We start from the raw sequence: 17707 nt of genomic DNA on the forward strand, positions 1-17707 counted from the left end.
CACACCAAAGCTTTCCAAGGGGGATATCTTGTTTGGGAATGCCGTGAACGAGAATAGAAACAAATGCTGCTTGTTTGCCATCAACATCGTGAAAATCTGTGCGGGCTGCAACAAGAAGCGCCGTGCCCATCGAGGAGGGCTGGAATCTGTTACCACAATGGCTATACACACCATCCAAAGCTTGTTCGACAGGCGCTACAGCATAGCATCTGCGATACCCAATCACGCTATTTTGGCTGTCTCTTAACATGAGATAAAGCGTGCGACCATGAAACCATTCTGCCATAAGCATATCGCGTTCATGTTTTTTGACCGAACACCACGGAAAATTTGCCAAATCCCAAGGATAATCAATTTGGTTCCAGCTTAACTCCTCGTCAAAGTCATCTATCCAATTACCAATAAGCCTGCCTTCTTCTCTTGTGAGCGTGTGATTGATCTCTGTTGTGCGCCCAAAGGAAAACAAAGTGTCCCCAGCTGTTAAACGAACACCGCTTTCATACTCCAACATGCTGTCATCAAGGCGTGACATATTGCATTCAACAGCTTGCACATCATAACCATAGGTCCCACGGCGAAAATCAGAGCGCAAACTTTTGGAAAGGTCGGTAATCGCTTCAATGGCTTCAAGCTGTGTTCGTTCAGGCAACTGATCAAAATCAAGTTGAAAGGAGTTCCACCATGCTCGCCCCGTCCAGGCGGGTTGAAAGCGTGCTGTAATCTCTAGCCATTCAAGCCCTATCTCTATTGCCGCAAGGGAGCCGCGAATATTTTGCCATGCAAGACCCTGATCAATTAAATCATAAAGGTTAGAGAAATAAGGGGTTAATTCTTGTAAGCCATATTCGTCTATTAAAAAGGGCAACCAAGAAGGCGGACGCGTGATAAATTTCGCGCGAGGTATTTCTTCGAGTGCCATTTTAACGTGAGGGTCAAGAGCCATTGCTTCTGCAAAACAACGTTCAAACAAGCTCGAATTTGGGGGCAAAAGTGAGGAAAGCATCAATAAGCACGCCCCCGTTCAGACAAGACAATATCCCCTAGTGCGACGGCTTCATCCGGTGCGACCAAAATATCCTCACAAGGTTGCGTTATGTTCACATGGTGAACGCCCTCAACCATCAAGCGGCTTAGTATCCAACTTAAAGACAAATCACGCCCAAGCCTCCATGCACGCGCCCATTCTGCTCTTAAATTCTGCTCCGCTCTTTCCAAAACAAAGGAGCCTTCATCCGGTAACAACCAAAAATCAGCAGAAACATTGATCATCCGCTGTACCGCGCTTTTCACAAGGATGTGGTCATTGGTCATTTTAACATGGGGGGCATCAAGGGCGGCTTGCACCTTGGCAATTAAAGCTTCATCTGCCACCCCTGATGGGCTATCACTAAAAAGAGCCACATGAATAATCGGGCTTTTACCCTCACGATAAACAAAAGCATCTTTGACATGGATATCGCTTGAGAGGGCAAAATATTGATAACGTGGCGCTGTGCCCCCTGTGGAATGTCCTTGTCTATTCAAGCGAATGCGGCGGCGAAACCGCTCATCATCTTCATCCAAAAGGCGCGTGACCCCATGAAAATCCCCCAAATGATCTAAACTTGTTCCACGCGCAAATGTGAGTAAATTATCCCGCGCCACTTCATTAATTCGCTGGCGCAATAGAAACTCTTCATAAGCCGCCGCTTGCAATTGAATGACCACGGGATCATAAGCCGTCTTTTCCACATTATAAGGAATATGATGCGCTGCAAAAAGCTCAGTCAAACGCGTGATCTTTTGCTCTAAAATTGCTTCAACAGAAAGCTCTTCAATAATTTGTGGCAGAGGGAGTTGTGGAGGGGGAATCTGTGAAAAGGATAAAGGTTCAAACTCAGTCATCACCAACCTCTAAATTGATGCTCATTGGCTCTTTGTGTGACCAATCCCCCAAATGCCCATTGGGATAAAAAACACCCGTTAAAACAAAATGGAATGTGCCTTCACGCGTTGCTTTTGTCAGATCAATCCTCTGCAACGAGAACCCAGGCTCTCCACACTCTGGATCATCGAGTGCTTCAACAATTGCTTGATAAAGCTGCATCATCGTCGCAGGATCAGCATTGGCATCTTGGAATGCTCCAACATCACATCCATAATGACGACGCAAAACCCGTGTCCCAATTCTTGTCGTCAGACATTTACGAAGTGACTGTTGACAATGCGCAAAGCCATATAAAAGAGAGCCATCCTTTTCGCTCATCCCGCACCGCATGGCTTATGCCCCTTTGCTTGTCTTTGTGGTAGAGACCGTTGGGGCCGCAGCAACAACAGGGGCTGGTTTTTCAGCGATCTGACCAAGCAGCAACGGATATTTAGCCGCTTCCTCACTTAAACAAATTTCCTCACCCTTGCCTGGTGAACGCTTGCCTGCAACAAAATCGGCATTGGTTAAAATAACATAAATGTTCTCACGCATGATAAAACTCCTTTAAAGAGGGGAAGAGGTTGTGGAGGGACCCATTTTGACCCCACCGTGTTTGTGGCTTGCGCCAACAGATTTTTGATTATGCTGCAAATCTTCTGCTTGAATGTGCACACTGCCCGTTAATTCAACACGGGTTGCTTGATGAGAAAGCACCAAACCTTGTGCACTCAAATGAATTTGATTTTCCCCATGTAGAGAGAATAAGTTCATCTTTTGTCATCCGCAAAGCGCCACCGGCATAACACAGAGCAAGTTCTTGGAAAGAGCGTGCGGGATTAGGCGCATCCTCACTATAGCTATCGCGCACCACCAGAGAGGCAGAACCAATTTCGCCATGGGGGTTTAACAACCGCACCGGATCACCAACATGGAGGGGCATATTGCTTGAAAGAGCGCCAGAAGCTTCTTGCGCTTGCAACCAAGGCGATAAAACCGCTTGTCCATTAGAACCCTGTTCGCAAAGTTTCACCCGCACCCTATGACCATCAACTTGCACAACCCGCCCAATCATGTGCTGGTTGGCAAGACAGCGTTCAAGCGCATCAAGACGCTTCATGATTTGTCGAAAGGTATCACTTAAGAGATGTGCATCATTCATGCCCCCACCTCATTGTCCCATGAAATCAAACCACTTTTGAGTTGTCCCTCATCACAAAAAATATCCTGTCCCAACTGATGCAAATCTTGGTGCCATTCCACCACGCTTATCGATACACCACGCTGCTTAATCGCCGCAGAGATAATCGGTTCAATTTGCACCTCACGCGGGGCACTCAAATGCGTTAGTCCCCACAATTGCCCGCTATGACAAAGCACCGCAATGGCTTCTGCTAAAAGCCAACTGGAAACATCACGCTCTTTACCTGTGGTAATAATAAAAGCCCCTAAATGAAGATCCGCACTCATCTGTCCAGAAGCAACAGAAATTAAACGGCTTTCTAACACCGCAACCCGTATTGCTGGAGCCACCAGCATTTGTGTTTCAAGTTCTTCTAAGTTAAAACGTCCAAATTGACAGCCGCAATCACGCACATCCGGTAAAGCCCTTTTAAGGCTCCGTATCACCGCCTCACGAAACTGATTAATGCGCCCTGCTTGCTTGACCATTTGACTCATGAAAATACTCTCCCCAGCCAATCTTCTGCTGCTTTGACAATTTCCACTTTATTGTGCTCTGAAAGCCCCAAATAAGGGCGTGCGGGCATGGTCACTTGATGCACACAAACAAAGCGGTGTGCATTGCCGCTTTTAAGAAAAAAGCGCAGTGTCTTGCCATTTTTCGGGCGAATAACCCCACCCAATTGATGAATCCGCGCATAAACCAACCCAGAGCCCACAATCACCTGTTCTGGTGAAGCTTTCATATCAATGGAGCGTGAAAGCGCCCCACTGGCATAAAGAATGGAGGTGCGGGCATGATTGTTTTTCCACTTCTCTCCTTGAGCAGACATTTTTTCACTTTGAATCCGCCGCCTTGTGCTTTCTTGAATGAGACGCCCAACCCCTTGTGCCAAAGTCCCCATCGAGCGATCAGCTCCCTTTTGCAAAAAGGATAAAGCCGCTTCAAGCCCTGTCTCTTTAATCTCAATATGGGTTGCAACAGACATATTATCTTCCCATCAAACGCGGCTTGGCATGAAAAAAAGCCCCATCACGAACCGGTCCATCTTCGCTCATAATTTTAGGTTCATCTATGCCTAAACCCGCTTTGCCTTCCGCAATGCGTTTCAAGAGTTCAACCGCCTGTTTGTAACGATCTTCAATAGTCGTGGTCAGTGCCGTATGGCGTATGGCTAAATTATAAACAGCAATATTGACACAGATCATACCCAGAGCCGCTGGCTGTCCAGCAATGGGGATTGAGTAGCGATGAGACAAATGCACATCAATCTCACCACTTGCCTGTTCGAGCGCGCGGGCAATGGCTTGCTCTGAAAAAACTGGATCAGAGTTCTCATCCATCCCACACAAATCATCCAAGAAGTCATCACCCCAGAGCTCTTCAATCAATGTTTTGCTTGCATAAGCCATGTTTAAAAGTTTCCCTTAGACAACTTCTTGCAACAAAACACCGGCATCTTTTGCGGCAACCAATTCACACACACGTTCCCCCACACGCACCCGTTTACCACCCGACAAGCCGATATCTGGATCTTGGATCACTCCAGACAAACGTTCGCCCAACTGGGCGCTAAAGCCCCAACTGATGACCGAACCATCTGCCTGTTGTTTGGTAGGGTCAATATAAAGCAGTGCAATCTTATTGCCCCACACGCGTGCCAATTGTGCCGAACGCCCTTTACGTGCCAAATTCACTTGCGATTCACCAATGAGTAAACGATCGGGGTGTATTTCCATCAGATCAGCAAATTGCGCCTTGGTGACAAAACCATCAGCAGTGCCACCCCCTTTAACGGCTTTAATGATTTTGGGATGACGTTTGAGTTTTGACCAAACAACTTTGCCCATTACAATGGTGTTGGGCGTATAGACGAGACTTTTATCCATCGCCTCATCTAAAGTGGCATAAGGGTCAGATTTTTCATAATCGCTAAATTTATTTTCACCCTTAAGCGTAATCACCCGCTCTGGTGCGTAATTTTCACTTCTTTGCACAAGGGCTGCAACACGCACTTCACGCCCCAATTCTAGCAAATTGGCAAGTCCCTCTACAGCTGTCTTTTCGGGGTTATAACGAGAGCGCTTTTCTGCCCGTGCGCGTGCCGCTGCTTCAATATCTGAATTGGGGATGAGATCATCAAGTCCGTAATCTTTGACACTGGCTTCCCGTTCAAAGGCAGAAAATTCCACCACATTCGGGCGCCCTTTTCGCCCAACCTCAAGTTCAGGCACGGTAAAATTTTCTGCTAAAGGAAATTCACTATATTTAAACACCTCACTTAAAACACAAACGCGTGGCAAAACTCTATCGCCAATAAGAGAACCTGCTGGATTGCGATAACCAATAGCAATAGCGGTGAGTGTTGGATCAATGGGAAAAGGTCTGTTCATTTTATGCCTCGATTAATTAATTTTAAAAGAAATAACATCACCAGCAGAACCATCACTCATGGCAATACCAATGGTGCGATCTGCGGCTTCCGCTTTAATGGCGTGTCCTTTGGGGTCAGAGGTCAAAAAATCACCAAAGGAAACATTGCCTCCACAAACCACTTCGCCCCAACCACATTGGCCAACATCAATCATCTCACCAGCCTTTGCACTCAATGACCCAGCAGTCCCTAATAATTTATCACCCTTACCAGAAGCCGTTGCCACCATTCCGTCACCGCGCGCTGCAACAATGCAATAAGGTGAAATCACATCTCCAGCGCGAAAAGATTTAATCAAAATCATCGTACTCATAATGGGCGCTCCTTTTGCTCGCTAATATACTCAACCGCTTGGCTAATGGTGATGTCGAAGCCTTTTTGCTTCTGCTCTTCCTGATAATGGCGTGCCGCAAGGGCAACCTCTTCTGGAGCAAGCTTTGGTTCTTGCGCTAAGGCACACACTTCTAAAGGGCTTGTTGAGGCAAGCGCCGGCAACTTCTCGACCAAACTTTTAAAATGCTCCATCCCCCCTTCAAGGCTACAGAGCGCACGATATTCCTCGCGAGCAGCCGGCAAAATCTTGCCCTCTTCAATGGTCTTGTCTAAAAGACTCTCAATGGCACTGTTTTTTTGCTCTTCTTGCAAAAGCGCTAAATCTTCTCGCGCTTTTGTTAATTGGGCATTTAATTCCACGCGTTCCTTTTCGCGCGCTTTAAGCGTTGCTAAAACCTCATCCGCTTTAGCATCTTCTGCCAGCGATAGTGCACTGGCAATGGCTGTCAAATCCATCATTTTCTCCGTCAAAGTTATAGGGGAAGGCTGTTCACGGCTTAAAGCCGTCATGACAAGGGCTGGACGGTTCACCAAACCAGCACCTGCTAAATTTAAAATTTCACCTTTCTTGGAATGGCGAAACTCAGGCGAAAGATAGCGATATTCTCGGGCAACAATCTTTTTGCTAGCCATATCGGTCCATTTAACACGCCCCCAAATCGCACCATCCCGCTCTGCTAATTCTTCAATCCAGCCACTGGCAGGTGCTTCTAAACCATTTCTCGCACGGTGATGTTGCCCATGCTCATAATCAATCACAAGCGGTCCTTTATTGGCTGCAAAGGCTTTTAAAATAGTTTGCGGGTTATAATGCCATTGTCGTCCATCACGTGCCTTCACATGGGGCGCTTTGGGCAAAAGCTCTACCCATTCAGGCGCTTGGCTAACGGTAGCGTCTTGGCAAAGATCTATTAACGCAGCATGAAATGTTTCTGCATCCCCATCTTTTTGATCTTCGTGAAATTCCTGTTCCATACATTGCCTATTGCTTTACAATTGTCATTGGCAATACAATGCATGAAACTTACTCCCACTATAAGTCTGACACTGTCAGTCAAAAGAGCATTTCTCAAAAAAGCACTCTTTTCCCTATTATTCTCCTTGTGAGAGAAACCCCCGTGCCAAACCATCCCATAAAATCGTTTTCAAAGGCACTTCAAAGGCGATAGAGCGCCGTTGTGAAGTGAGAGGTACAATTTATCGCCTTATAAAAAAAAGCCTCTCTCAAGCCGTTTTTTAAAGATTGCTTTTGAACGTTGAAACTGTTAGATTACCTGCGAGGCGTGAGCCAGTTATGCCAGGGCGGCTTTGCCGGATCTGCGAGGAGTTGACCGCCCTCCACGCCTTCTCTTTTCACAAAAGCCAGCAGATCTTTTTCGGTGTTCTCTTTACAACAACCGTTCATCCTTCTTTTCAGCGGCGTTTAACAAACGTTGAATTTCGCGAAAGCTCTTTTTATGCATCGAGATAAGCCACCACTCTTGTTTGCTTGCTACCCATTTGACTGCAAAGCGCCACCATGCCCCACCATTTTCACCCAAAAACACAACACTCTGTGCATCTTTTCGTCTAATAACACCATGGGGGCGAATGAGTGTTTGAATGGCGCCCCGAAAATCATCCAAGCGAAGATCACGCGCTTGATGCTCTAACAAAATATGTTTCACACTGTCTGCGGATAAGCGAATAAGAGAATTTTCCGCTGCAAAAACATCACGCACCTTTTGTGGTATCGGTGCAATGGGTATAAACCCGCGAGGCATCCGTCCTTCAAACATGGCTTCCAAAAGTGGTGAACCCACAATATCTTCAATGGCAATGCGTTTGTCATTGTCCCCCATCACAGAGACTTTATCACTCAAAAAATTGCTTAAGTTTTGCGCGCGATGTTTCCCAGGATTAGAATGCCAACCAGGATCAATCCCCTTTGGTATCTTCTCAATTTTCCCCGTTCGCTTATTGTGCCAAACCTGCTTTTCAACATGAAGTGGCTCTGCCCCCTCTTCATAGCCTAAATCTTCTGCTTCATAACGGCTTACCTGTCGCACACTACATTTACACCGCCAGCCATTGGGTGGATAAAGCCAATCCCAAACCGGATCATCAACAGGTGCCGTAAACCCCACCCAACTTTCATGTTCTAAACGCTTATGTTCTGAACTCGACAAAGCATAGGTGAGATAGGGCAAAAATTCTTTATTATTTTGTGTGCGCTCCCACTCGCCTGCTGCATGCGCACTCATGGTATTGGCCCAATAGACCGTTTCTAAACGCCGTGGGCTGCCCAATTGCACCACGCTCTTTTCACCAGTTTTGGGGTCAATGCTGGTCTTTTTACCCCACCAACCCTTTTCCTGTAAAATCGGCATCAAATTTTTTTGAAAATCTTGAAAAGGAACTTGATGCTTTATGGCTTCTCCAACCGCTCGCTTAAAATCCTCCAAAATATCATAGCCTAGCGATTTTGCCACCGTAAAGGAAAAGGCATGTTCTTCTGGTGCTATATCACGCCAATCAAAGCTTGGAACAAGTGCCTTGGCTTCAAAATAACGGGTGACCTCTTTAGGGGCGGTTTTAAAAAGTTCCTCATCCATGATACCCAAGCCCACGTGCAATCATTTGTACTTTTGCCAAGCGCGCTGCTAATGCGTGATGATCCATCTCACCTAGCAATTCATCTAAGCCTTTAAGGATATCCTCATAACTTGTTGCTTCTCTCACAAGCTTTTTAAAAGGCTCTAAAAGGGGTTCTAAGTCCTCTTCCCAGTCGCTTAAAGCTTCTTGTGAAAGTCGGTCCAATTCGTCGTGATGTTTTCCACCCTGCTCTTTTGCACCCTTGTCCTCTCTTGTCACAGAAACATCAAAAACACCTCCACAATCAGCACAAACATGAGCCTTTTCTCCCCTCTCATCATCAAGCGCATTATCAGGAGCCTTTAAAACATCCTCTTCCTTTTTTGGTTGCGAAAAACCAATCTTATTGCGCACTTCTTGCGCCCCAACACGCAAACCCAAGGGCACAAGTTTTTCCAGTGCATCACTAATCGCTTTAATATCTTCATTTTCCGAAATCGGCCAATAGACAAGGGGGGCGCGCTCTTGGCGTCCAAAATTAATCTCAACAAAAGGCACAATCAAATCACGATTAGCCGTTAAAGCTAATTGGCGTGCATCAGCTCTGGCAATATCATGGCGCACATTTTCATGAATGCGCGCTTGCGAAAAAGACGCACCATCATCCGTCGTCATGGTTTGCCCCAACACACCTTTAGAAATTTGTCGATCTAAATATTCCGCCTTAGAAGCAAACACCGCATTGCCACTGCCCCCTGCCGCTTCAATAAATTCAATCTCCATCTCTTTGGGAATAATCGCTGCCGCATCACTGGATAAATCACGCACTGCTTGAATGAGAACCCGTCGCTCCTCATGAGAAGAGCTTGCCCCATATTTACCCACACGCAAAGGCATGCCATAAACTTCTAAAAATGCCATCCAATCTTTCAGTGTATAAGACTTGAAGAGAAATGCCCAAGCTGCAAGCCGCGCAAGCCCAGAACGAATAGGCAAACCGCTTTTTAACTTGGGTCTGTGAATAGAAAATTTATAAGCAGGCAATTCACTTCCATTAAAAGACCCCTCTTCTTTTAAACGCAAATGAAAACCATCCCGTCGATCCAATTGAAAAAACCGCTGGTCACGCCATTTCCAAGCAACCGGCCACCATTCCTTGGCACTCTTGTCCCACAAGGTTTCTACAACCGCATAACCTTTCCCCAAAGCATCCAATAAATCCGTCACATAATCATCAACAAAGGTAGGCGCACTAATCACTTCCCGCACCGCATCTGCTATCTTTTTGTCCTGTGCACTGTTGCTTGCGGCAATCACTCCAGGCTCCACCCCTGTGAGAGCATTTTTACGCATGCCAAGCACAGCACGATAATGCAAATCACGCTCTTCCATATCATCGGCAAGTTGGAAAAACTGCTCTGGATGCCCCTGTGCTGCCTGTTGCAAAATATCAGCAAGTTGCGCAGGGGTCAGACCACTGACAATGGTTTGTGACCATACATCACGAATACCATTAACGGTAGGGCTTGCAACTTCTCGCTCCAACCCTTTGATATTAAGCGCCCTGCCCCACTGATCTAAAAGTTTTACCATCTCATCATCCCATCAATAAATCTTTGATCGCATTGTTGAAAAAAAAGGCGTTGAAAAGAGCGAGCTTTCATCAAAACGATAAGCCTCTCTCACAGGTGTATAATCATAAATTTCAGGAGTTTGGCGGCTGGCAAAATAAGCCAAAGCGCAAGCAATCGCGCTATCACCATGGCGCATAAAACCATCACTGCCTTTAAAACGATGATTGTCTGGAATTTTCACAATGCCATTGACATAAGCAAGCGCTTGATGATCGGCAACAATGTCACTATCGCGCGGCAAAACAATCGTCCCATCCCCAAAAGCTTCTAAATAAGCCGGCATTTCCTTGCCATACCAACTTTGTGACAAGGGCACTTCCTTCACAAGAGCTCCATAACGCTGCGCCGCTTTTTCGGCTAAATAAGCCCCATTGCCCCGCGCATCTAACGCGCCGCCCATCAAACGCGGCAAACCATTCACCCCATAAAATAAAATCTCTCTTTGTTGATCAAACGGCGTATTGCGCAATTCCACCATAAACCGGACACGGCGCACCAAATCTTGTCCCACCTCCATCACCACAATCGATGTCGCATCGCCACTCCGCGCAAAATCAACACCAAAAACATGTTGGCGCCGCCGGTCAAGCCCAATATGAAGAGGTTTTATATGTTTCTCACACCAAGCAAAAGCAGCAACACTTCGTTGATGTTCCGATTGATTTTTAAAATCATCCACACAAGCAAAACGCAACACCGCAATATCAGGCGCACAACAATTTTCAATCTGTAAGCGTGTTAAAGCAGCCCCTTCTTGATCGGCTGGTATGGCATCTAATTCTTGGCGCATAGCAGCCAAACGCACCCCATAAGACGCGCGAATTTGATCTTCCCATTGTTGCTCAGAAATTCGACTCCACACCTCCCCCTTCATGGCACAAACCCGTTTAAACAAGCCATTTTTAACAGCAACACCAAAGGGGTAACAATGCACCGAAAAAGGAACCTTACCTGCTCGCGCTTCACGGATCAATTCATTGAAAGGATTGAGCACACCATTATGGGTGGAGATCACACGGATTTTTCCTCCCCAAATGAGCAAAGCATTGACAGCATCCAAAACAGAGCGCACATCTTGATGAAACGCCGCCTCGTCAATCACCACAATGCCCTGTAGTCCGCGAATATTTTCAGGGCGGCTAGAAAGCGCCTCAACCCGAAACCCCGAAGCAAAACGCACCCGATAAGCAGAGATATATTTCGTTGAACCATCCGCCCTTTGATCAGAGAATAAAAATTCCTCAACATCCCCACTATGGCTCGTAATTGCCGAAGCAAAATTGCTCACATAGCCAATAAATTCCCGCCCCTTGTCTTTGGTGTCACCAATATAAAAAACATTATCGCCCCTCGCTTCACGTGCCGCCGCTGCAATCAGTGTATCATCCAAAGCTTCTGCAAAAGTAATGCCGGTCCGCCGCCCCTTTTCCACCAATTTTAATGGGGACTTATCTTCAATCCATGCCCGTTGATGCGCCATCAAAACGCCTTCCGCTAAGGGATCACTCTCTTTGGGAAAAGTACTTTTCCGCCAAATATCAAAACCACTCTGATGATCAAAGACATGACTTTTTGAAAAGGGCTGTTCAGCCATGTTTTACCCCCAACACCTGCGCACGAATAGCCCGCGCTGTTTCTTCTGAGAGCCCCGCCGCTGCTGCTGCTGCGTCAACCGCTTTGCTTGCTTTGCTGGTAAAATCTTTTTCCAACTTTTGCCGCCTCGTGGTCGACAAATGTTCAGCCGCCAACACGCCTTTAAGCGCATTGGCCAATTCTTGTGCTGCCTTTGGCGAAAGGTTTTTCCCACTGCTCAACGTGGAAAAAATCAACTCCTTAATCGCTGCCGCCGTCAAAAGAGTGATATTATCAGAAGCTTTAGCATCAAAGCGCTGCGAGAGGCTTGCTGCAATTTCTCTTGTCTGTTCTAGGCGCCGTGACATCACGGCTAGCCGCAAAGAATACCGATTAAAACTGGAAAAGGAGGGTATAGAAAAGCTTAAACCCATTTCTTTTTTTAAAGCCTTCAAAGCTGCTTTAAATTCATCATAAATGGCTTTTTGCGTCTTCTCACGCCCATTTAAAGCCTCAGCAGCAGCAGCAATAATTTGATCACAAGCTTGCGGCAATAAATCAATCGCCGTTAAACGTCCACGCCCGACCTTGTGCATCCTTCACCTCGTCTTTTATTGATGAACGTTTAGGCCGCTTAATCCCCTCAATGGAAAAGCTTCGGTCTAAATGACGCGCTCCCCGTTCTGTTAATGCCGCAAGAAAAACCGAACCCACACATTTTAAAGTAACAGCACCTTGATCTTCCATCCATGCCAGTTCATTATGCACAAAATCGCGATCGCGTCTGATGCCATAACTGTATAAAAGCCGCTCAATCATCGCACTCGATAAAGTTTCACTGCGCTCACAAGCAAGCCCTTTTAAAATAATCAACCGCGCTTCTTCACGGATGATTTTATCCATATCTGCTTTCATTTCTTGGCATTCTCCAACAAAAACTCTTGCAAGCGCTCACCAATGGCTGCCACCGGTTGTAATTGTGCAGAAAGCGTGTTGAGACGACCATTCAATTTCTCCATATTCACTTCCAATCTTTGCAGCGCATCACGATCAGGCAAAAAGTCCATCTCTGTTTCTAACTTTTGCACACGCTCTTTAAGCGCCGTGATATCTTTCAGCATTTCCCGCGCACCTGAAGAAAAATAGGCTCTCAAAACCCCACAAATCGCAATAACCGATAACAATAAAGACAACCAGCCATTGGCAACACTGATATCCAAATTCACTTAAAAGTCCCCTCTCTTTTGCCTAAAATCGCCCGCTCCGCAGCTTTTCTACGCTGTTCACAAATCAATAAAGCAGCACGATCACGGCTCCAATAATGCACCACTTCGCGCGCATTCAAAGCACGCTCTGGCAATAAAGCTGGACGGGCACACGCCATGCGAACAACAGGCGGCAACTCAACCGATAAAAAATGATAAGAAAGGCTACCCACCGGCTTGTGTGTTGAGCAAGCGCACACGCTCAAGCCCAATGCCACCGCCAGTAACCGGCAACTTCTCATTGACTTCCTCCATTTTCACAAGCTTTTGTTCCAAAGCCGAAATCACCCCTTGCGCTTGATGCTCAGCTTCCAACGCTGCTTGTCTTTGTCGCTCTTGTACAAGCAGTGCACGTGCTGAAGCCTTGGCAATCTCCAACTGCCAATACAAATCACGCGCCTTTTCCGCCTTTAAAATTTGCGCTTTCATAAAGCCAAAAGCCGCCAACATCACACTGACCAAAAAAAGCAGACCAAAAGACAGTTTTGAAAGTGGGCTAAACATTGCTTTTATCTCCCCACCTCGTTATCTCCACCCCATCATAGGAGCTGCTATGCCGCTTATGGGAATGTTTCCTATTAGAAAAATCCAACGAGCCAAAGCCACGATGCACCCCCAGATTGCCAACAATAATCGCCACCATCGAAGGAATAGAAATGCTCGCCATATCAACAATATGCGGAGCCCCCCACAAACCACCAGAAACAAGCAAAAAAATAACCCCCCAAGCAAACCAAAAAGACCACCATAAATAGAGCCTAGAACCACGATAAGAGGGCTTCATGCCTTTACCTCGCCTCCAAGTCCCAAAAGCTTTTTGGCGCGGTTCAAATAAATCAAACGTTGCACAAGTCCATTTCTTCCCCCATTGATCGCCTTGGTAATCCCTAGATAATCATCTTGATCAGCCAGCCTATTCAAGCCTTTCATTTGCCAAAACCAAACAGCAGACCAAAGCGCTGCTGGAAACTTTTCCAGCTCTTGCGGAAATGCCTCACAATCAACCGCTTGTTCATCGACTAGGCGCCAAAACTTCGTAAAACGACGATAATTATTGCGCCCCGTCAACTGGATCAAACCACGCCCCTTAAAGTGCACCCCATCCCCAGGGTTGACATTGCCTAAATCACGCCGCCCCTCATAAGCGCGCCCTGAGGCATATTCACAAACAGTAAAAAAGCCATCACTCTCATGGGCACATTGGCTTAAAAAATGTGCAATACGCAACGGTGTTGTGAGTGCCCCATAAGATAAAGCTTTAGGCAACACGCGTGCCATTTCAACAATAATAAAATCTTGGCGCGCATGATGCGCCAATTTAGGCGCAAGGCGATGAAGAAAAGAAGCATCTATTGAAACCATAACAAACCACTCAATGCATAAAAATTCATTCGCAGTTTATCGGATTTCAAACCCCCAATATAAGCCTGACACTGTCAGTCAAAACTCTCAATACTCATAAAACTCTGAAAATAACGAACCTTGTGGTTCTTGCAAAGAAATTTTCTTCTTCAAGCGATAGGCTGTGCGCACATGCATACCAGAAACAGCAGCGGCAGCATCCACCGACCAGCCTTTTTGCAACGCTTGCACCATTTTTTGCCGCCGTTCAGCATCTCTGCCAAGGGGGATAAGAAGACGCACTCCCGAACCATTAAAACAAAAATGGTTGATGAGTTGCTGCGCCTCTTCAAACCCAACAATTTCAATCAACCAATCCGCACTCTCAAGACGCCCGGGTATATAAACTTCTCGTCCACCAAAAGCCCGCATCATATTCCATGCTGCTTCACTGCCCGCAACATCAGCTATTTCACGCAATAAGGCAGGAAAATCGCTATAGATTTCCTCTTGCATACATGCTTACCCCTCGCTTTTAACACCTTTACGGATTTTCCGCCCCCAAACATTCATCACTTCTCTAAAGTCGCCCCCACTCATCTCACCCAAAGCTTTACCACTTAACGCCATAACACTTTGATGAAAAGATTCCACATCAAACACAGCATCGGGATTCAAACACTTCCATTGGGCACACAAAATGGAAATGCTTGGTTTCTTCCTCCATGAATCTTCGCGGTTTTTTCCTCTCCAGTCAACCCCACCCTCCCGCTGCAACCAACCTTTCAACGCCTCAATGGCTCTGCATGCATCATCGCTATCGCGTAAAAAACGAATATGATCAATCCCTGTCTGTCTTTTCACAAAGGCAAGCAACGCCTTATCTGAACGATCACGAATAATGCCAAGATTCCACCCAGCAATCCAGAGCGCCTAGAGCTTCTTAGCATATTTCCCCTCTAAACGCTTCCCATTCGGCTTAAAACCAAACGCTTTCATTTCAGCGATAACCAAGTGCTTTTCTGAAAAATTCAAATCTTTCGCCGATTGCTTGCCTGTCAAGCGATAGAGCAGTGCGCGATAGGTCTCATCATCAAGACCTAACGCGCGTTTTCCCATATGAAGGATAGCTAAAGACATCTCTCCCCCCTCATGTCTTCGCCAGATCAATGGTCACAGCACGCCAAGCGCTTTCTAATGTATCGCGCTCATAAAAACGCACATATTCCTTAGATGTCGTCACACGGATCGCTTCACGAATGGCACGCATCGCCTCTTTCCAGCGTGGATCATCAATATCCAAACGCAACAGCATAAAGATCTCGCCCCGATTCACCTTGCCTTCTTTATCCGTATTAAAAGCACGCGTAATAATCGCACGGATTTCAGGGCGTGCATCCGCAGACCATTCATTCAAACACTCATCAAGAAGGCTTTTGGCAATTTGCAATTGCGGTCCAAAATCAACACTTTCCTGAACTTGCACCTTAATACGTTGCAAACCATCAAAGCTTGTGTAAGTACAATTGCCCTTTTTGCCACGCCGCTCCACACCATATTCTTGCGCAAGCAAGCTATCAAAATCACTCAAATCCGCAATCGTATGGTTGTTAAAACGTGCAATCCTTGCCGATAATTCTTTCGCAAAACCCATAATTTTGCGCACCGTTTCATCCTCTAACAAATCCGCAGGGCGGATCAAACTTACCGGCACCAAAGCCCCTTTTGCATCCTTCATATAACGCGTACCTTCAAGTTCAATTTGTGGATTCATCACCAACTTCCTCCTGTGTTTTTTGAAAACGACGAAATGGCACAACATCCCCTGAAGAAGGCGCACATCCCGCTTTCAATTGCCAACGACACCGCATAAGCTCATGACTTAAAACGTGGTTATAGCCTGCCAAACGACGCAAATACTCATTCAATTCTCGAACATCTTGTCCATGCATAAAAATGCCATTCACCTCATACTGTAAAAAGGCAGAGCGCAAAGCAATCAAGCTATCTCTTACCATATAAGGGTTACGTTCCATCATTTGCTTCCTCCAAAATCCATATAAATCACACGATTGCTCTTATCTTCATCTCGATCAGAGCTGTCACACTCAGCCAAAACTTCTGCAACTTGGCCTTCCAAAACCGCATCCGCTTCCCCCAAACGGTGAACACTCAACTCCAATTCAAGCAATAACGCCAAATCAACACACAATTTAAGCTTTTCTCCAATATCAAAACCGCATTGATAATCGTCATAAAGACCAACAAGCGTATCGGATAATTCTTTGTCGCATAAAGAGATCATGCCAATTCCTCCACGTCACGGTTTTTCCATGCCGCTTTGACATGTTTCAAAGTCACCTCACACCCATCTCCAAGCGCTGCCATGCGTGCCAACATCATGGTTTTGTCAATTTGCCGCAAAGCTCCAGCCTTTAAGCCTATCCCTGTCAAAAACTTTATCGCACCAACATCTTCAATCCCCCAATCATGAATGCGCGCTGCAATATCCTCACTATAGGGCTTGCGCCGTTTCAGATGCATCGCCAATCGGCTTTTAATTTGCGCATAAGAGGGACCATTTTGACGATGAACCAACCGTCCAGAGATTTCATCATTGCCAACCAAAGCCAACCCCGTACCATTGATATCAACAAAGTGGCGCAACTGATTAATCGCTTCATCCGTTAAATTTTGCGCCTCATCAACAATCAACAATGTTCCGCCACCAACACGCTCTAACTTTTTGCCAATCGCACGCGTTAAGCGGGTGGGATTATATTCCACCACTTCCAATTCTGCTGCCATATCATTCAAAATACCGTGAACACTGCGCGTATGCGGGCTGGCTGTTACCAGATAAACATGCGGGCGGGTAGAGCGATAATGACGGCAAGTTTCGGTCTTACCACTGCCCGCATCAAGCGTAATCATCACCATATCCCCCGTACTTTGTGCCAGTGTTAAAGTGTCAATGATCTCACTGGCAATTCGATTCCTCTGAAAGGCTGGTTTTTCAGGGATCTTCTCCAAAAACCCCGCCGTTTCCTTTAAAACCTCAACCCATTGTTGAACCTTTGCATTTTGCTTCCCCAACTGTCCCGCATAACTGCCCGCATACCATTGCGAAAACGTCCCATCCGGCATGCCTATGCGCCGCGCCACCTCTGCTTTCGACCAATCATTCATTTGCCCCAAAGCTCTCACTGCATCCACAAGCTCATTCCATAAAGCAATGTCATCACTGTTGCGGTTTTGTGCTGTTCCATTGGGCTGGATTTTAGGTCGCGCCCAAGGATTTTTATCGACCGTTGCATTTATCGCGTTTTTCATGTATATTCCCCTCTCGTATTGATTTTAGACTATTGATAAGGGGAAGGGCTCCCACCCGCCCCTTATCTTTTGTCTTTAGAATGAACATTTAAAAGCCGTACGCGATACTAAAACGGCTAACCTTGCAAATCC

26 protein-coding genes and 1 pseudogene are annotated in these 17707 nt (G+C 46.3%); all 27 read right to left on the minus strand.

All coding sequences use genetic code 11. The features are described from left to right. On the minus strand, positions 1–1003 hold a 1003-nt coding region (locus tag ACFINS_RS05025), incomplete at its 3' end, for a phage tail protein (RefSeq protein WP_375705941.1). Further along, positions 1003–1884: a baseplate J/gp47 family protein gene (locus ACFINS_RS05030; protein WP_375638668.1), complete on the minus strand. Its 882-nt coding sequence runs from the start codon at positions 1882–1884 to the stop codon at positions 1003–1005. The genes ACFINS_RS05025 and ACFINS_RS05030, both read right to left, overlap by 1 nt. Beyond that, positions 1877–2257 (minus strand): GPW/gp25 family protein, encoded by a 381-nt coding sequence (locus ACFINS_RS05035; protein ID WP_375633729.1) that lies wholly within the window; start codon positions 2255–2257, stop codon positions 1877–1879. The genes ACFINS_RS05030 and ACFINS_RS05035 overlap by 8 nt, the downstream gene beginning before the upstream one ends. 3 nt (positions 2258–2260) lie before the next feature. Continuing rightward, positions 2261–2461: a hypothetical protein gene (locus ACFINS_RS05040; protein WP_375705942.1), complete on the minus strand. Its 201-nt coding sequence runs from the start codon at positions 2459–2461 to the stop codon at positions 2261–2263. Between the two features lie 133 nt (positions 2462–2594). Then, a complete protein-coding gene (locus ACFINS_RS05045; RefSeq protein ID WP_375705943.1) occupies positions 2595–3068 on the minus strand; it encodes a hypothetical protein in 474 nt (157 codons plus the stop codon). Then, positions 3065–3586 carry a hypothetical protein gene (locus ACFINS_RS05050; RefSeq protein ID WP_375705944.1) on the minus strand — a complete coding sequence of 174 codons (522 nt, stop codon included), beginning with the start codon at positions 3584–3586 and terminating at the stop codon, positions 3065–3067. Before ACFINS_RS05050 ends, ACFINS_RS05045 begins: the two co-directional genes overlap by 4 nt. Beyond that, positions 3583–4077 (minus strand): phage virion morphogenesis protein, encoded by a 495-nt coding sequence (locus ACFINS_RS05055; protein ID WP_375621652.1) that lies wholly within the window; start codon positions 4075–4077, stop codon positions 3583–3585. The genes ACFINS_RS05050 and ACFINS_RS05055 overlap by 4 nt, the downstream gene beginning before the upstream one ends. Position 4078: 1 nt before the next feature. Next, a complete protein-coding gene (locus ACFINS_RS05060; protein WP_375624209.1) occupies positions 4079–4501 on the minus strand; it encodes a gp436 family protein in 423 nt (140 codons plus the stop codon). Between the two features lie 15 nt (positions 4502–4516). After that, positions 4517–5482 carry a capsid protein gene (locus ACFINS_RS05065; protein ID WP_375613754.1) on the minus strand — a complete coding sequence of 322 codons (966 nt, stop codon included), beginning with the start codon at positions 5480–5482 and terminating at the stop codon, positions 4517–4519. Between the two features lie 12 nt (positions 5483–5494). Then, the gene (locus ACFINS_RS05070; RefSeq protein WP_375613753.1) at positions 5495–5836 is read right to left on the minus strand and encodes a hypothetical protein; all 342 of its coding nucleotides are present in this window, start codon (positions 5834–5836) and stop codon (positions 5495–5497) included. Further along, positions 5833–6831, minus strand: a complete 999-nt coding sequence (locus ACFINS_RS05075) for a phage protease (protein ID WP_375705945.1) — start codon at positions 6829–6831, stop codon at positions 5833–5835. The genes ACFINS_RS05070 and ACFINS_RS05075 overlap by 4 nt, the downstream gene beginning before the upstream one ends. A gap of 413 nt (positions 6832–7244) precedes the next feature. Then, positions 7245–8450 carry a phage minor head protein gene (locus tag ACFINS_RS05080; RefSeq protein ID WP_375705946.1) on the minus strand — a complete coding sequence of 402 codons (1206 nt, stop codon included), beginning with the start codon at positions 8448–8450 and terminating at the stop codon, positions 7245–7247. Further along, entirely contained in the window at positions 8443–10023 is a 1581-nt protein-coding gene (locus ACFINS_RS05085) for a DUF935 domain-containing protein (protein ID WP_375705947.1), read from the minus strand. Before ACFINS_RS05085 ends, ACFINS_RS05080 begins: the two co-directional genes overlap by 8 nt. Positions 10024–10035: 12 nt before the next feature. Continuing rightward, positions 10036–11658, minus strand: coding sequence for a hypothetical protein (locus ACFINS_RS05090; protein WP_375654601.1), 1623 nt, complete (start codon positions 11656–11658; stop codon positions 10036–10038). After that, positions 11651–12232: a phage protein Gp27 family protein gene (locus ACFINS_RS05095; protein WP_375705948.1), complete on the minus strand. Its 582-nt coding sequence runs from the start codon at positions 12230–12232 to the stop codon at positions 11651–11653. The genes ACFINS_RS05090 and ACFINS_RS05095 overlap by 8 nt, the downstream gene beginning before the upstream one ends. Beyond that, a complete protein-coding gene (locus ACFINS_RS05100) occupies positions 12195–12551 on the minus strand; it encodes a hypothetical protein (RefSeq protein ID WP_375612320.1) in 357 nt (118 codons plus the stop codon). Before ACFINS_RS05100 ends, ACFINS_RS05095 begins: the two co-directional genes overlap by 38 nt. Then, positions 12548–12862 (minus strand): DUF2730 family protein, encoded by a 315-nt coding sequence (locus ACFINS_RS05105; protein ID WP_375607966.1) that lies wholly within the window; start codon positions 12860–12862, stop codon positions 12548–12550. Before ACFINS_RS05105 ends, ACFINS_RS05100 begins: the two co-directional genes overlap by 4 nt. Continuing rightward, positions 12859–13074 (minus strand): hypothetical protein, encoded by a 216-nt coding sequence (locus tag ACFINS_RS05110; RefSeq protein ID WP_375633720.1) that lies wholly within the window; start codon positions 13072–13074, stop codon positions 12859–12861. Before ACFINS_RS05110 ends, ACFINS_RS05105 begins: the two co-directional genes overlap by 4 nt. Then, a complete protein-coding gene (locus tag ACFINS_RS05115; RefSeq protein WP_375681486.1) occupies positions 13067–13405 on the minus strand; it encodes a hypothetical protein in 339 nt (112 codons plus the stop codon). Before ACFINS_RS05115 ends, ACFINS_RS05110 begins: the two co-directional genes overlap by 8 nt. Then, positions 13398–13685 carry a hypothetical protein gene (locus ACFINS_RS05120; RefSeq protein ID WP_375612317.1) on the minus strand — a complete coding sequence of 96 codons (288 nt, stop codon included), beginning with the start codon at positions 13683–13685 and terminating at the stop codon, positions 13398–13400. The genes ACFINS_RS05115 and ACFINS_RS05120 overlap by 8 nt, the downstream gene beginning before the upstream one ends. After that, a complete protein-coding gene (locus ACFINS_RS05125) occupies positions 13682–14263 on the minus strand; it encodes a glycoside hydrolase family 19 protein (protein WP_375613744.1) in 582 nt (193 codons plus the stop codon). The genes ACFINS_RS05120 and ACFINS_RS05125 overlap by 4 nt, the downstream gene beginning before the upstream one ends. Before the next feature lie 87 nt (positions 14264–14350). Next, on the minus strand, positions 14351–14758 hold the full coding sequence (locus tag ACFINS_RS05130; RefSeq protein WP_375629092.1) for a helix-turn-helix domain-containing protein: 408 nt from the start codon (positions 14756–14758) through the stop codon (positions 14351–14353). A gap of 6 nt (positions 14759–14764) precedes the next feature. Beyond that, positions 14765–15382, minus strand: a pseudogene (locus ACFINS_RS05135) (regulatory protein GemA). Positions 15383–15392: 10 nt separating this feature from the next. After that, entirely contained in the window at positions 15393–16016 is a 624-nt protein-coding gene (locus ACFINS_RS05140) for a DUF3164 family protein (protein ID WP_375613741.1), read from the minus strand. Next, positions 16000–16278 carry a hypothetical protein gene (locus tag ACFINS_RS05145; RefSeq protein ID WP_375624050.1) on the minus strand — a complete coding sequence of 93 codons (279 nt, stop codon included), beginning with the start codon at positions 16276–16278 and terminating at the stop codon, positions 16000–16002. The genes ACFINS_RS05140 and ACFINS_RS05145 overlap by 17 nt, the downstream gene beginning before the upstream one ends. Beyond that, positions 16278–16547, minus strand: a complete 270-nt coding sequence (locus ACFINS_RS05150) for a hypothetical protein (RefSeq protein WP_012231825.1) — start codon at positions 16545–16547, stop codon at positions 16278–16280. Before ACFINS_RS05150 ends, ACFINS_RS05145 begins: the two co-directional genes overlap by 1 nt. Further along, complete coding sequence (locus ACFINS_RS05155; protein ID WP_375647629.1) at positions 16544–17575, minus strand: AAA family ATPase; 1032 nt, start codon at positions 17573–17575, stop codon at positions 16544–16546. The genes ACFINS_RS05150 and ACFINS_RS05155 overlap by 4 nt, the downstream gene beginning before the upstream one ends. Positions 17576–17707 lie beyond the last annotated feature (132 nt).

The sequence above is a fragment of the Bartonella sp. AA2SXKL genome, assembly GCF_042197205.1.
GTDB lineage: Bacteria > Pseudomonadota > Alphaproteobacteria > Rhizobiales > Rhizobiaceae > Bartonella.